Annotated in this window: 19 protein-coding genes; all 19 read left to right on the top strand. The window is 42.0% G+C overall.

Annotation, left to right across the window (positions count from 1 at the left end):
• Positions 1-48 precede the first annotated feature (48 nt).
• The 19 genes from hprK (at position 49) to ACLNCP_RS02400 (ending at position 14,562) form a co-directional block, all read left to right on the top strand.
• Complete coding sequence (gene hprK / locus ACLNCP_RS02490) at positions 49-987, top strand: HPr(Ser) kinase/phosphatase (RefSeq protein ID WP_049516049.1); 939 nt, start codon at positions 49-51, stop codon at positions 985-987.
• Positions 980-1,768, top strand: a complete 789-nt coding sequence (gene lgt, locus ACLNCP_RS02485) for a prolipoprotein diacylglyceryl transferase (protein ID WP_424843991.1) — start codon at positions 980-982, stop codon at positions 1,766-1,768. The genes hprK and lgt overlap by 8 nt, the downstream gene beginning before the upstream one ends.
• On the top strand, positions 1,769-2,152 hold the full coding sequence (locus ACLNCP_RS02480) for a DUF948 domain-containing protein (RefSeq protein ID WP_000895040.1): 384 nt from the start codon (positions 1,769-1,771) through the stop codon (positions 2,150-2,152).
• 15 nt (positions 2,153-2,167) lie between these two features.
• Positions 2,168-2,557, top strand: coding sequence for a YtxH domain-containing protein (locus ACLNCP_RS02475; protein WP_004258510.1), 390 nt, complete (start codon positions 2,168-2,170; stop codon positions 2,555-2,557).
• An 83-nt stretch (positions 2,558-2,640) separates the two neighbouring features.
• Positions 2,641-3,771, top strand: coding sequence for a radical SAM family heme chaperone HemW (gene hemW, locus ACLNCP_RS02470; protein WP_084888555.1), 1,131 nt, complete (start codon positions 2,641-2,643; stop codon positions 3,769-3,771).
• A gap of 4 nt (positions 3,772-3,775) precedes the next feature.
• Positions 3,776-4,513: an acyl-[acyl-carrier-protein] thioesterase gene (locus ACLNCP_RS02465; protein ID WP_261116330.1), complete on the top strand. Its 738-nt coding sequence runs from the start codon at positions 3,776-3,778 to the stop codon at positions 4,511-4,513.
• A gap of 8 nt (positions 4,514-4,521) precedes the next feature.
• Positions 4,522-5,295 carry a TIGR01457 family HAD-type hydrolase gene (locus ACLNCP_RS02460; protein ID WP_424843990.1) on the top strand — a complete coding sequence of 258 codons (774 nt, stop codon included), beginning with the start codon at positions 4,522-4,524 and terminating at the stop codon, positions 5,293-5,295.
• Positions 5,285-5,902: a TIGR01906 family membrane protein gene (locus ACLNCP_RS02455; RefSeq protein WP_084888551.1), complete on the top strand. Its 618-nt coding sequence runs from the start codon at positions 5,285-5,287 to the stop codon at positions 5,900-5,902. Before ACLNCP_RS02460 ends, ACLNCP_RS02455 begins: the two co-directional genes overlap by 11 nt.
• 211 nt (positions 5,903-6,113) lie before the next feature.
• Positions 6,114-6,515 (top strand): Spx/MgsR family RNA polymerase-binding regulatory protein, encoded by a 402-nt coding sequence (locus ACLNCP_RS02450; RefSeq protein WP_000631255.1) that lies wholly within the window; start codon positions 6,114-6,116, stop codon positions 6,513-6,515.
• Complete coding sequence (locus tag ACLNCP_RS02445) at positions 6,515-6,793, top strand: UPF0223 family protein (protein ID WP_001041974.1); 279 nt, start codon at positions 6,515-6,517, stop codon at positions 6,791-6,793. The genes ACLNCP_RS02450 and ACLNCP_RS02445 overlap by 1 nt, the downstream gene beginning before the upstream one ends.
• Positions 6,783-7,556, top strand: a complete 774-nt coding sequence (locus tag ACLNCP_RS02440; RefSeq protein ID WP_084888549.1) for an inositol monophosphatase family protein — start codon at positions 6,783-6,785, stop codon at positions 7,554-7,556. The genes ACLNCP_RS02445 and ACLNCP_RS02440 overlap by 11 nt, the downstream gene beginning before the upstream one ends.
• Entirely contained in the window at positions 7,557-8,861 is a 1,305-nt protein-coding gene (locus ACLNCP_RS02435) for an RsmF rRNA methyltransferase first C-terminal domain-containing protein (protein WP_261053155.1), read from the top strand.
• 222 nt (positions 8,862-9,083) lie between these two features.
• Complete coding sequence (locus ACLNCP_RS02430) at positions 9,084-9,962, top strand: phosphate ABC transporter substrate-binding protein PstS family protein (RefSeq protein ID WP_424843989.1); 879 nt, start codon at positions 9,084-9,086, stop codon at positions 9,960-9,962.
• A complete protein-coding gene (gene pstC / locus ACLNCP_RS02425; protein WP_001070902.1) occupies positions 9,962-10,879 on the top strand; it encodes a phosphate ABC transporter permease subunit PstC in 918 nt (305 codons plus the stop codon). Before ACLNCP_RS02430 ends, pstC begins: the two co-directional genes overlap by 1 nt.
• A complete protein-coding gene (gene pstA, locus ACLNCP_RS02420) occupies positions 10,869-11,753 on the top strand; it encodes a phosphate ABC transporter permease PstA (protein ID WP_000543046.1) in 885 nt (294 codons plus the stop codon). The genes pstC and pstA overlap by 11 nt, the downstream gene beginning before the upstream one ends.
• Before the next feature lie 10 nt (positions 11,754-11,763).
• Positions 11,764-12,567 carry a phosphate ABC transporter ATP-binding protein PstB gene (pstB, locus tag ACLNCP_RS02415; RefSeq protein WP_064276499.1) on the top strand — a complete coding sequence of 268 codons (804 nt, stop codon included), beginning with the start codon at positions 11,764-11,766 and terminating at the stop codon, positions 12,565-12,567.
• A 12-nt stretch (positions 12,568-12,579) separates the two neighbouring features.
• Entirely contained in the window at positions 12,580-13,338 is a 759-nt protein-coding gene (gene pstB, locus ACLNCP_RS02410) for a phosphate ABC transporter ATP-binding protein PstB (RefSeq protein ID WP_060628585.1), read from the top strand.
• 11 nt (positions 13,339-13,349) lie between these two features.
• On the top strand, positions 13,350-14,003 hold the full coding sequence (phoU, locus tag ACLNCP_RS02405; RefSeq protein ID WP_000946460.1) for a phosphate signaling complex protein PhoU: 654 nt from the start codon (positions 13,350-13,352) through the stop codon (positions 14,001-14,003).
• Between the two features lie 91 nt (positions 14,004-14,094).
• Positions 14,095-14,562, top strand: a complete 468-nt coding sequence (locus ACLNCP_RS02400) for an NUDIX hydrolase (RefSeq protein WP_001106783.1) — start codon at positions 14,095-14,097, stop codon at positions 14,560-14,562.
• Positions 14,563-14,580 lie beyond the last annotated feature (18 nt).

Genomic DNA, 14,580 nt, shown 5'->3' with positions numbered 1-14,580 from the left:
CTACAATTTGATATAATAGAGAGAAGAACTCATTTGAAGGAGGAAATGATGTCGGTTTTAGTAAAAGAAGTGATTGAAAAGCTTAGACTAGACATTGTCTATGGCGAACCAGAATTACTTGAAAAGGAAATTAATACCGCGGACATTACGCGACCTGGTCTTGAAATGACGGGCTATTTTGACTATTATACGCCTGAGCGGATTCAACTTTTGGGAATGAAGGAGTGGTCCTATCTCGTTTCGATGTCCTCTCACAACCGTTACCAAGTCTTGAAAAAAATGTTTCTACCTGAGACACCTGCGGTTATTGTTGCTCGTGGTTTGGTGGTTCCTGAGGAGATGCTAAAGGCAGCTAGAGAATGTAAGATTGCTATTTTAACTAGCCGTACGGCGACCAGTCGATTGTCTGGAGAGTTATCTAGCTATTTGGATTCTCGTTTGGCAGAACGTACCAGTGTGCACGGTGTCTTGATGGATATCTATGGTATGGGTGTCTTGATTCAGGGCGATAGTGGAATTGGTAAAAGTGAGACAGGTCTAGAGCTTGTCAAACGTGGTCACCGCTTGGTAGCAGATGATCGCGTAGACATCTTTGCCAAGGATGAGATTACTCTTTGGGGTGAACCAGCTGAAATCTTGAGACACCTGATTGAAATTCGTGGGGTTGGGATTATCGATGTCATGAGCCTCTACGGTGCGAGTGCCGTCAAGGATTCTTCACAAGTCCAGCTGGCTGTTTATTTGGAAAATTACGATACACATAAAACTTTTGATCGTCTTGGAAACAATGCAGAGGAAATAGAAATTTCTGGCGTAGCCATTCCTCGTATCCGCATTCCAGTGAAAACAGGTCGTAATATCTCTGTCGTGATTGAGGCTGCTGCCATGAATTATCGTGCCAAGGAAATGGGCTTTGATGCGACGCGTTTGTTCGAAGAACGCTTGACCAATCTCATTGCTCAAAACGAGGAGGTGCCTAATGTTTGATCCAATTGCGATTCATCTAGGCCCTCTAGCCATTCGATGGTATGCCTTGTGTATTGTAACAGGCTTGATTCTTGCGGTTTATTTGACCATGAAAGAAGCACCTAGAAAGAAGATCATACCAGACGATATTTTAGATTTTATCTTGATAGCCTTTCCTCTGGCTATTTTAGGAGCTCGTCTCTATTATGTTATTTTCCGTTTTGATTACTATAGTCAGAACTTGGGAGAAATTTTTGCCATTTGGAATGGTGGTTTGGCTTTTTACGGTGGTTTGATAACTGGGGCTATTGTACTCTATATCTTTGCTGATCGTAAACTCATCAATACTTGGGATTTCCTAGATATTGCGGCGCCTAGCGTCATGATTGCCCAAAGTTTGGGTCGCTGGGGCAATTTCTTTAACCAAGAAGCCTATGGTGCAGCAGTGGATAATCTGGATTATCTACCTGGCTTTATTCGTGACCAGATGTATATTGAGGGGAGCTACCGTCAACCGACCTTCCTTTATGAGTCTCTATGGAATCTACTTGGATTTACTTTAATTTTGATATTCAGACGAAAATGGAAGAGCCTTAGACGAGGTCATATCACTGCCTTTTACTTGATTTGGTATGGTTTCGGTCGTATGGTCATCGAAGGTATGCGGACAGATAGTCTCATGTTCTTTGGTCTTCGAGTGTCTCAATGGCTATCAGTTGTCCTTATCGGTCTTGGTATTTTTATCATTCTATATCAAAATCGAAAGAAGGCCCCTTACTATATTTCAGAGGAGGAAAACTAAATGTTAGAAGTTGCATATATTCTTGTAGCCCTTGCTTTGATTGTATTTTTAGTGTATTTAATCATTACTGTACAAAAGCTTGGACGTGTTATTGATGAAACAGAGAAGACGATTAAAACCTTGACTTCAGATGTGGATGTGACCTTGCATCATACCAATGAATTGCTGGCTAAGGTCAATGTCTTGGCAGATGATATCAATGTCAAGGTAGCAACGATTGATCCACTCTTTAGTGCTGTTGCAGATTTATCTCTATCTGTTTCCGACCTCAATGACCATGCGCGTGTCTTGAGCAAGAAAGCTTCATCAGCTGGATCAAAAACACTCAAGACTGGTGCAAGTCTGTCAGCTCTTCGTCTTGCAAGTAAATTTTTCAAAAAATAAAAAAGGAGAATTCTTATGGGTAAACTATCCTCAATCCTTTTAGGAACCGTTTCAGGTGCAGCTCTTGCCTTGTTTTTAACAAGCGACAAGGGCAAACAAGTTTGCAGTCAGGCTCAAGATTTTCTAGATGATTTGAGAGAAGATCCGGAGTATGCCAAGGAGCAGGTCTGTGAAAAACTAACAGAAGTTAAGGAGCAGGCTACAGATTTTGTTCTGAAAACCAAAGAACAGGTTGAGTCAGGTGAAATCACTGTGGACAGTGTCCTTGCTCAAGCCAAATCATGTGCTCGTCAAGCGACAGAAGCATCAAAAAATCAATTCAATAATCTCAAGGAGCAATGGCAAGAAAAGGCCGAAACTCTTGATGAATCAGAAGAGATTGTTATTGACATAACAGAAGAATAAACCATCACCATCTCTGGACGGACTATGTATCTGGGGATGGTGATTTTTTTCTCGTAGCCTGTCTTTGTGGTATAATAAGTACTATGCAGAAGAAACCAACGTCAGCCTATGTGCACATCCCATTTTGTACCCAGATTTGTTATTATTGTGACTTTTCAAAAGTTTTTATCAAGAATCAGCCAGTAGATAGTTATTTGGAACATCTGTTAGAAGAGTTTCAATCTTATGATATTCAAAAGTTAAGAACCCTCTATATTGGTGGTGGAACACCGACAGCTCTATCAGCTTCTCAACTGGAGGTGTTATTGAAGGGCTTGACTAAAAACTTGGACTTGTCTGTCTTAGAAGAGTTGACCATTGAAGCCAATCCAGGCGACTTGGATGCAGATAAGATAGCTGTTTTGAAAAACTCGGCTGTCAATCGTGTTTCGCTAGGTGTGCAAACCTTTGACGATAAAATGCTGAAAAAGATTGGGCGCAGTCATTTGGAGAAGGATATTTATGAAAATATCGACCGCCTGAAACTGGCTGGTTTTGACAATATCTCTATAGACTTGATTTATGCACTGCCAGGTCAGACCATGGAGCAGGTCAAGGAAAATGTGGCTAAGGCTATTGGACTGGATATTCCCCACATGAGTCTCTATAGCTTGATTTTAGAAAACCATACGGTCTTTATGAACCGTATGCGACGAGGGAAATTACCTCTGCCTAAGGAGGAACTGGAAGCTGAGATGTTTGAGTACATCATTGCAGAGCTGGAGCGAGCTGGTTTTGAGCATTATGAGATTTCCAATTTCTCAAAGCCTGGTTTTGAAAGCCGCCACAATCTCATGTACTGGGATAATGCTGAATACTATGGCATCGGTGCTGGGGCCTCTGGTTATGTCAACGGAGTGCGCTATAAAAATCATGGTCCGATTCGTCATTATCTCAGTGCAGTTGAGGAAGGCAATGCACGTATCACAGAAGAGCACCTGAGTCAAAAAGAGCAAATGGAAGAAGAAATGTTCTTGGGACTCCGCAAGAAATCAGGAGTCTCCATGGTGCGATTTGAGGAAAAATTTGGACGGTCTTTTGATGGACTTTATGGAGAAATTGTCAAGGACTTGATTCAACAAGGTCTCATGCAAATAGACGGTGATCGCGTGCGCATGACAAAAAGAGGTCTCTTTTTGGGAGACACTGTAGCAGAACGATTTATTTTGGAGTAGGATGATGGGCTTAACTTATCAAATGAAAATGAAAATTCCTTTTGATATGGCTGATATGAACGGTCATATCAAACTCCCAGATGTGATTTTACTATCCCTACAAGTTTCAGGGATGCAGTCGATTGAGCTGGGAGTTAGTGATAAGGCCATTTTGGAAGACTATAATCTGGTCTGGATTATCACAGACTATGATATTGAGGTGGTTCGTTTGCCTTGTTTTGCGGAAGAAATCACCATTGAAACGGAAGCCTTGAGCTACAATCGACTCTTTTGCTATCGCCGTTTCACTATCTATGATGAAGCAGGTCAAGAAATCATTCGCATGTTGGCGACCTTTGTTCTCATGGATCGAGATAGTCGAAAAGTCCATGCTGTCGAACCTGATATTGTGGCTCCTTACCAGTCTGAGTTTGATAAAAAATTGATTCGCGGACCAAAGTATGCAAATCTAGAAGAGCCAATCAGTAAGGATTACCATGTCCGTTTTTACGACTTGGATATGAATGGCCATGTCAATAACAGTAAATACTTGGACTGGATTTTTGAGGTCATGGGTGCGGATTTTTTGACCCAATATATTCCCAAGAAAATCAACCTCAAGTATGTCAAGGAAGTTAGACCAGGTGGGGTGATTACATCGGCTGTTGAACGGACTGGACTGGAAAGTAAACATGAGATTACAAGTGACGGGGCTACCAATGCCCAAGCCATCATCACTTGGCAAGAAATGAAGAAGGATTAGAGAAAAATATGAAATATAAAGGCTATTTAATTGATTTAGACGGAACCATTTATAAGGGCAAAGATCGAATTCCAGCAGGAGAAGCTTTTGTCCATGAATTGCAAAAGCGGGATATCCCCTATCTTTTTGTGACCAACAATACGACTCGTACTCCTGAGAGTGTTCAGGAAATGTTGGCTCAGAATTTTAATATCGATACGCCCCTATCGACTGTCTACACAGCGACTTTGGCAACCATTGACTATATGAACGATTTGGGGCTTGAAAAGACGGTATATGTTATCGGAGAATCAGGTCTCAAAGAAGCCATCAAGGCGGCTGGTTATGTGGAAGACAAGAGAAATCCTGCCTATGTGGTAGTTGGACTGGACTGGCAAGTGGACTATGAAAAATTTGCCACAGCAACTCTTGCTATTCAAAAAGGCGCTCACTTTATCGGAACCAATCCTGACCTCAACATCCCGACAGAACGCGGTCTTTTGCCAGGTGCTGGTTCACTGATTACGCTGCTTGAAGTAGCAACACGAGTGAAGCCTGTTTATATCGGGAAACCAAATGCCATCATTATGGACAAGGCAGTTGAGCACTTAGGTTTGGAACGTGAAGAGTTGATTATGGTTGGGGACAACTACTTAACAGATATCCGAGCAGGGATTGACAATGGCATTCCAACGCTCTTGGTAACGACAGGTTTTACCAAGGCAGAAGAAGTAGCAGACCTGCCAATCGCACCGACTCATGTGGTTTCTAGCCTTGCGGAGTGGAACTTTGATGAAAACTAAACTGACCTTTTGGAGCTCTATGCTCTTTCTCCTCTCCCTCTCAATCCTTTTGACCATTTATTTGGTTTGGATTTTTTATCCGCTGGAAATTCAGTGGCTGAACTTAACGAATCGAGTTTATCTAAAACCAGAAACCATTCAATATAACTTTCATATCTTGATGAATTACCTGACTAATCCTTTTATTCAAGTCTTGCAGATGCCAGATTTTCGTTCGTCAACAGCTGGATTACACCATTTTGCGGTGGTGAAGAATCTCTTTCACTTTGTTCAGCTAGTAGCTCTAGTGACACTACCAAGTTTCTATTTCTTTGTCAAAGGGATTGTTAAAAAGGGCTTTTTATCTTTATTCAGTAAGGGGCTTTTGACTCTAGTAGTCTTGCCTGTGCTGATTGGTCTTGGAGGAGTTTTGATTGGTTTTGACCAATTCTTTACTCTTTTCCATCAAATTCTCTTTGTGGGAGATGATACCTGGCTTTTTGATCCAGCCAAGGATCCTGTTATTCTGATTTTACCAGAGACCTTCTTCCTCCATGCCTTCCTCCTCTTTTTCGCCCTCTATGAGAGCTTCTTTGGTTTTTTGTACCTGAAAAGTCTTAGGAAATAATACTAAAGATGTTCTTATTTTGAGTAAATAAGTTAGGTATGTGATTCGAAACTATTGTCAAGAGTGAATTAACTAAATCTACCTTACCTCAATCGTTCGCAAACAGTCTATTTTTCTTGAAAAAATAGGCTTTTTTTCTAAAAATCTCTAGTCAAGCGCTTTATTTTTTTGTATAATAGAAGTAGCAAAGTATAGATAAGAAGAGAAAAGCATGATTACACTATTTCTATCACCGAGCTGTACTTCATGTCGTAAGGCGAAGGCCTGGTTAGAAAAACATAAGGTGCCCTTTGAGGAGCACAATATTATGACCAGTCCCTTAACAAGAAAGGAATTGCAACACATTCTTTCCTTGACCGAAAATGGTACTGATGACATCATTTCAACTCGTTCAAAAATTTTTCAAAAATTGAATATTGATGTAGAGAGTATCTCGGTATCGGAATTGCTTCATTTAATTGAGCAGTATCCAAGTCTTTTGCGTCGCCCAATTATTATTGATGCCAAACGTATGCAAATTGGTTTTAATGAAGATGAGATTCGTGCTTTTCTCCCTCGTAGTTACCGTAAGCAAGAACTAAAAGAAGCAAGAATGAGAGCTGGTATTAGTTAATGAACAAACAGTATAGTTACCCACTAGATTTGTCGTGGAGCACTGAAGAACTTGCTTCAGTGCTTTCTTTTTTTAATGATGTTGAAGCTGCCTATGAGGGCAAGGTAGAGGCTAAAAAGTTACTGGACTCCTATAAGGGATTCAAAGCGGTCGTGCCAAGCAAGAGCGAAGAGAAACGTTTGGGACGAGAATTTGAAACAGTTAGTGGCTATTCGCTTTACCGAGCAGTTCAGGCTGCCAAGGAAAAAGGGGAAGGAAAGATTTCTCTTGGAAAGTAAATTTGAATTTGCCAAAGAGCTTGTCAAGAAGGCGGGGCAGTACATCCTTGACCATATGCAGGAAGACTTGCGTGTTGAGACCAAGTCCTCTCCAACAGATTTGGTAACCAGACTGGACAAGGAAGTTCAGGAACTCTTGGTTGGTGAAATTCTATCCCGTTATCCTGAGGATAAGATTTGCGCTGAAGAAGGGTGTCTGCGAGCCTCGGTTCAAGAGGGCAAGGTTTGGGTCATTGATCCCATTGATGGGACCAATAATTTTGTAGCCCAGCAGGAAGATTTTGCTGTCATGATGGCTTATTTTGAGAATGGTCAGGGACAGTTTGGTATCATTTATGATGTGGTCAAAGGGGATTGTTACCATGGTGGTGGAGCCTTTCCAGTTTGTCGAAACGATAAGCCCCTAGCTCCCTTTCAAGAAAAACCACTTGGAGATTTCCTCATTGCAGGAAATAGTGGTATGTTGGAAACCAACGAATGGGGGCTGGCTGATTTGGGTCGAGCGGTCCTCGGTGTTCGTGTCTATGGGAGTGCGGCCATTAGTTTTGTAAAGATTTTGTCAGGGCGTTTGTTGACCTATGTTACCTATCTGCAACCATGGGATTATGCTGCGGCTAGTATTTTAGGGGAAAGTCTGGGCTATCGGGTTGTGACCCTATCTGGTGAAGCTCCTGATTTTCAAACCAGACAACCGGTCATGATGCTACCTCTTAAGATGCAGGAGGAAATTCAGTCCTATATTTACGAAAGGAAAAGAACTTAAATGAAATTTCCAGAAGGATTTGTTGAAAAATATGAAGAGATACTAGGAGATGAGGCAAGAGATTTTCTTGCCTCTTTTGAGGAGGAAGCGGTTTCGGCCTTTCGGGTCAATCCTTTAAAAGAAGCGCCAGTTTCTTTTCCTGATGCCATTCCTCAAACTCCTTGGGGACATTATGGGAAGGTTTCAGGGAAATCACCTGAGCATGCTACTGGTTTGGTTTATTCGCAAGAACCCGCTGCCCAGATGGTTGCTCAGGTAGCCCAGCCCAGTCCTGGTATGAAGGTCTTGGATTTGGCTGCTGCACCGGGTGGAAAATCCACTCAACTAGCAGCCTATCTAGCAGGGGAGGGGATACTTGTTTCCAATGAAATTTCAAGCAAACGGGCTAAGATTTTGGTTGAAAACATGGAGCGCTTTGGAGCGACAAATGTCGTGGTAACCAATGAATCTGCTGACCGCTTGGCCAAGGTTTTTAAGGGCTATTTTGACCTAATCGTTCTTGATGCCCCTTGCTCTGGTGAAGGAATGTTCCGTAAGCAACCAGATGCTATGGATTATTGGAGCTTAGATTATCCAAGTCAATGTGCTAGCTTGCAAAGAGAAATTCTGGAGGATGCAGTGACCATGCTAGCTGAAGGTGGTCGCTTGGTTTATTCAACCTGTACCTGGGCCCCCGAGGAAAACGAAGAGATTGTCAATTGGCTACTGGAGGAGTATGATTTTGATTTGTTACCAGTAGAGCATATCAATGGAATGGTAGCTGGTATTGACCTGCCAGAAACGGCTCGGATGTATCCTCATCATTTTAAGGGAGAGGGGCAGTTTGTCGCTCATTTACAATTTAAAGGTGACAATTCAGCTCCTAAATGTAAGGCAAGTAAGAGCAATCTCAGCCGAGAACAAGTTACTTTGTGGCAGGAATTTGCCCAAAAACACTTGAAAATCAATCTAAGGGGAATCTTGCAGACTTTTGGTGACCAACTTTATCTCTTGCCAGAATTCTTGCCAGATTTAGGGAAACTCAAGATTGCTCGCAATGGACTGCATTTGGGCACTTTTAAGAAGAAACGCTTTGAGCCTAGTTTTGCTCTTGGTCTAGCCTTGAAACCGAGTCAGATCAAGCAGTCGGTTGAAATTGACCAAGAAGCGTTTGTCAAGTATGCGGCTGGAGAGACTGTTCGGTTGGCGGAAAGTCTACCAAATGGTTGGTACCAAGTTTTGATTCAAGGCAATGGCTTGGGATTTGCTAAGGTGACGGGAAATGTTTTGAAAAATTATTTTCCAAAAGGCCTCAGATTCAAGTGAAAATGCTAGTCAAAGTAGCTTGTCTATGTTATAGTGGAAGTATGGATTTTTTTTCAAATTGTCTTTCATTTTAAGTCAAAATTGGTGGAGACGGCAACTGAGCAAATTTCTAGTAAAATTAAGCTATCAACTTCAGTTTGCTCTCAATTTTAAAAAAGAAAAACATAAATAAATAGTTGAAAAAATTCACAGCATTCACCATTATTTTCAAGGAGAAAAACAGTGAAAAAAAGGAAAAAACTCGCTCTATCCCTTGCGGCTCTTTTGCTAGCAGGTTCTTTGGCGGGATGTGCTAGCTGGATTGATCGTGGGGAATCCATGACAGCTGTTGGCTCAACGGCTCTTCAGCCTTTGGTCGAAGCAGCAGCAGATGAATTTGGCTCTATGCACGTTGGAAAAACAGTCAACGTCCAAGGTGGAGGATCTGGTACAGGTTTGTCTCAGGTTCAGTCTGGAGCCGTTGATGTAGGAAATTCAGACGTATTTGCCGAGGAAAAAGACGGTATCAACGCATCCGCTCTAGTGGACCATAAGGTTGCTGTAGCGGGCTTGGCAGTCATTGTAAACAAGGAAGTTGATGTTGAAAATCTGACAACTGAACAACTCCGTAGCATCTTCACAGGTCAAGTGACCAACTGGAAAGAAGTCGGTGGGAAAGACCTAGCCATTTCCATTATCAATCGTGCGGCAAGTTCGGGTTCACGTGCAACCTTTGATAGTGTTATCATGGATGGTCAATCTGCCGTGCAGAGTCAAGAACAGGATTCAAATGGGATGGTCAAAAACATTGTTTCCCAGACACCAGGAGCCATTTCTTACCTAGCCTTTGCCTATGTGGATGACTCGGTGAAACGCATGAAGTTGAATGGCTATGAGCCGATTGCAGAAAATGTTACAACCAATAACTGGCCTTTGTGGTCTTATGAACACATGTATACCCTAGGTCAACCAAATGAATTGGTGGCAGAATTTCTCAACTTTGTCCTCTCAGATGAAGCGCAAAGTGGAATCGTTAAGGGGATGGGCTATATTTCTGTTAAGGAAATGAAGGTTGAAAAAGATGCTGTAGGAACGGTGATAGCACTAGAAGGGAGTCACTAATGAATCAAGAAGAATTAGCTAAAAAATTGCTTTCTCCCTCAAAGAACTCTCGTCTAGAGAAATTAGGAAAAGGCTTGACCTTTGCCTGCCTGTCTTTGATTGTCATCATTGTGGCTATGATTTTGATTTTCGTAGCCCAAAAAGGCTTGTCGACCTTCTTTGTCAATGGGGTCAACATCTTTGATTTTCTCTTTGGACAAACTTGGAATCCTTCAGGTAAACAATTTGGTGCCCTTCCCATGATTTTGGGTTCCTTTATTGTCACAATCCTATCAGCCCTTATCGCAACTCCTTTTGCCATTGGTGCAGCTGTCTTTATGACCGAGGTCTCACCAAAAGGTGCTAGAATCTTGCAACCAGCCATTGAATTGCTAGTCGGAATTCCTTCAGTAGTGTATGGATTTATAGGTTTGCAGGTCGTAGTTCCTTTTGTCCGTAGTATCTTTGGTGGAACTGGTTTTGGGATTCTGTCAGGGATTTTCGTACTCTTTGTCATGATTTTACCGACGGTAACCTTTATGACAACAGATAGCTTGCGTGCGGTGCCTCGTCACTACCGCGAAGCAAGTTTGGCTATGGGAGCCACCCGCTGGCAAACCATCTGGCGCGTGACCTTGAAGGCAGCGCGTTCAGGGATTTTCACAGCAGTGGTCTTTGGGATGGCGCGTGCCTTTGGTGAGGCTTTGGCCATTCAGATGGTCGTCGGAAACTCAGCCGTTGTCCCAACTTCATTGACAACACCTGCTGCGACCTTGACTTCTGTGTTGACCATGGGTATTGGAAATACCGTCATGGGTACAGTTGATAATAATGTTCTCTGGTCACTGGCCTTAGTCTTGCTTTTGATGAGTTTGGCCTTCAACAGTGTGATTAAATTGATTACGAAAGAAAGAGGAAAGAAAAACTATGCACGCTAAGAAATTAGATAAAATTGCAACAGCTGTCCTCTACTCGATTGCAGGAATTATCGTTGCCATCCTGGCATCCTTGATTCTTTATATCTTGGTTCGTGGTTTGCCCCACATCTCTTGGTCTTTCTTGACTGGCAAATCCTCTTCTTACCAAGCAGGCGGAGGGATTGGAATTCAGCTCTATAATTCCTTCTTCCTTCTGGTTATTACCTTGATTATCTCTGTGCCTTTGTCTATGGGAGCTGGGATTTTCCTAGCTGAATACGCCAAAAAAGGTCCTGTGACCAATTTTGTCAGAACCTGTATTGAAATCTTGTCTTCACTGCCATCAGTGGTTGTAGGTCTCTTTGGTTACTTGATCTTTGTAGTTCAGTTTGAGTATGGATTTTCAATTATTTCAGGCGCCTTGGCCTTGACGGTCTTTAACCTTCCTCAGATGACTCGAAATGTTGAGGACAGCTTAAAACACGTTCACCATACGCAACGTGAGGCTGGTCTGGCTCTTGGGATTTCTCGTTGGGAGACAGTTGTCCATGTGGTCATTCCAGAAGCCCTTCCAGGCATCGTAACGGGGGTTGTCTTGGCCTCTGGTCGTATCTTTGGTGAGGCTGCGGCTCTTATCTATACAGCAGGACAATCCGCTCCAGCTCTAGACTGGTCTAACTGGAATATTCTCAGTGTGACCAGCCCAATCTCTATCTTCCGTCAAGCAGAAACCTTGGCTGTCCACATCTGGAAAGTTAATAGTGAAGGAACCATTCCTGATGGAACTATCGTATCAGCAGGTTCTGCAGCTGTGCTCCTCATCTTTATCCTCATCTTTAACTTTGGAGCCCGTAAACTCGGAAGTTACCTACATAAGAAATTAACCGCTGCCTAAAGGAGAAGCCATGTCAAAATATAATTGGGATGAAAAGCATATCATCACCTTTCCTGAAGAGAAAGTGGCCCTCTCTACTAAGGATTTACATGTTTACTACGGTAAAAATGAATCCATCAAGGGCATCGATATGCAATTTGAAAAAAATAAAATTACTGCCTTAATTGGCCCTTCTGGTTCAGGGAAATCAACCTACCTCCGCAGTCTCAACCGTATGAATGATACCATTGATATTGCCAAGGTAACAGGTCAAATCCTCTACCAAGGGATTGATGTTAACCGTCCAGAAATTAATGTTTATGAGATGCGTAAGCACATTGGAATGGTCTTCCAACGCCCAAATCCCTTTGCCAAGTCTATCTACCGCAACATCACTTTTGCCCATGAACGTGCAGGAGTTAAGAACAAACAAGTCTTGGATGAAATTGTAGAAACCTCTCTTCGTCAGGCTGCCCTTTGGGACCAGGTCAAAGACGATTTGCACAAGTCGGCCTTGACCCTATCAGGTGGTCAGCAGCAACGTCTCTGTATCGCTCGTGCTATCTCTGTTAAACCAGATATCCTTTTGATGGATGAACCGGCATCAGCCTTGGATCCGATTGCGACTGCTCAACTTGAAGAAACCATGCTGGAGTTGAAGAAGGATTTTACCATTATCATCGTGACCCACAGTATGCAGCAGGCTGCGCGTGCTAGTGACTACACAGGATTTTTCTACTTGGGTGACTTGATTGAGTACGATAAGACCTCTAATATTTTCCAAAATGCCAAACTACAGTCAACCAATGACTACGTAACAGGACACTTTGGATAGAAAGGAAACAGTATGAAAGAAGCGATTTTACAGGTATCAGACCTGTCCGTTTACTATAATCAAAAAAAGGCCTTGAATAGTGTTTCCCTATCTTTCCAACCTAAGGAAATTACAGCCTTGATTGGTCCATCTGGATCAGGGAAGTCAACCCTCCTCAAGGCTATCAACCGCATGGGGGATCTCAATCCAGAAGTGACCACAACTGGTTCGGTGGTTTACAACGGCCACAACATTTACAGCCCACGTACAGATACAGTTGAATTGCGTAAGGAAATTGGTATGGTTTTCCAACAACCGAACCCTTTCCCTATGTCTATCTACGAAAATGTTGTTTACGGGCTTCGTATCAATGGAGTTAAGGATAAGCAGGTTCTGGATGAAGCGGTAGAAAAAGCCCTACAACGAGCTTCTATCTGGGATGAGGTCAAGGATCGCCTGCATGATTCAGCTATCGGTCTTTCAGGTGGACAACAACAACGTGTCTGTGTTGCTCGTGTCTTGGCAACCAGTCCTAAAATCATTCTCTTGGATGAACCGACTTCAGCCTTGGACCCTATCTCGGCCGGTAAGATCGAGGAAACCTTGTATGGTCTAAAAGATAAATACACCATGCTCTTGGTAACGCGTTCCATGCAACAAGCCTCTCGTATCTCTGACAAGACAGGATTTTTCCTAGATGGAGATTTGATTGAGTTTAACGATACCAAGAAGATGTTCCTCAACCCACAACACAAGGAAACAGAAGATTACATTTCAGGAAAATTTGGATAAGGAGATAAATGATGTTACGTTCTCAATTTGAGGAAGATTTAGAGAAATTGCACAACCAGTTCTATGCTATGGGACAAGAAGTGCTATCCCAAATCAATCGGACAGTGCGTGCCTTTGTTACGCATGACCGTGATTTGGCCAAGGAAGTCATCGAAGACGATGCAGAAGTAAACGAATACGAAGTGAAATTGGAAAAGAAATCATTTGAAATGATTGCCCTTCAACAACCTGTTTCTCAGGACTTGCGTACAGTTCTAACAGTCTTGAAGGCTGTATCGGACTTGGAACGTATGGGGGACCATGCTGTTTCCATTGCAAGAGCAGCCATTCGTATGAAGGGGGAGCAACGTATCCCAGCTGTTGAAGAAGAAATCAAGAGAATGGGTCGCGATGTCAAGAACTTCGTTGAAGCAGCCCTTGAACTCTATCTGAATGGTTCAGTAGACCAAGCCTATGAAGTAGCAGCAATGGACGAAAAAATCAACCATTACTTTGATAGCATTCGTGATTTGGCTACAGAAGAAATCAAGAAAAATCCTGATGCTATTGTTACAGGTCGTGATTATTTCCAAGTGATTGCCTTCTTGGAACGCATTGGAGACTATGCCAAGAATATCTGTGAATGGGTTGTTTACTTTGAAACAGGTAAGATTGTCGAACTATAAAGTATTCAAAGGATAAAATTATTGTGAAAGCTTACTTTTTAATACAGTAAGCTTTCATTGTATAGATAGTTTACTTTGTCAGAGGTGAATAATGAACTACATACAGAATATCAGAAAAAAAGTTGGAAAAGATAAAATTATTTTAAATTTTACCTGTGGAATATTAAGTCAATCAGGAAAAATTTTATTACAAAAACGAGCAGATAAAGGAACGTGGGGATTACCAGGTGGTGCTCTTGAATTAGGAGAATCGGCTTTAGAAGCTTTAGTGCGAGAGTTTTATGAAGAAACAGGAGTCGAAGTGAGGGTGGAAAAACTCTTAAATGTTTATACAAAATATTCAGACAGTTATCCGAATGGTGATGAGGCTCAAGTTCTTACAATCTTGTATTTAGTTTCATCTGAAACTTCTATCTCTACAAATTTTTTTACAAGTGATGAAACTTTAGAATTAGGATTTTTTGATCATAGTGACATACAAAATATTGCAATTGTAAACCAGCAGCATCAAGATATGATAAATGATTTTTTTGAAAATAAGTTCCCAATAGATAGATAAACTAATCACTGTATTTCT

The organism is Streptococcus sp. CL6.35 (assembly GCF_049737915.1).
In the GTDB taxonomy this organism is placed as follows: domain Bacteria; phylum Bacillota; class Bacilli; order Lactobacillales; family Streptococcaceae; genus Streptococcus.
Note: the sequence above shows the minus strand (reverse complement) of the source record. Positions and strands in the feature narration are given on the sequence as shown.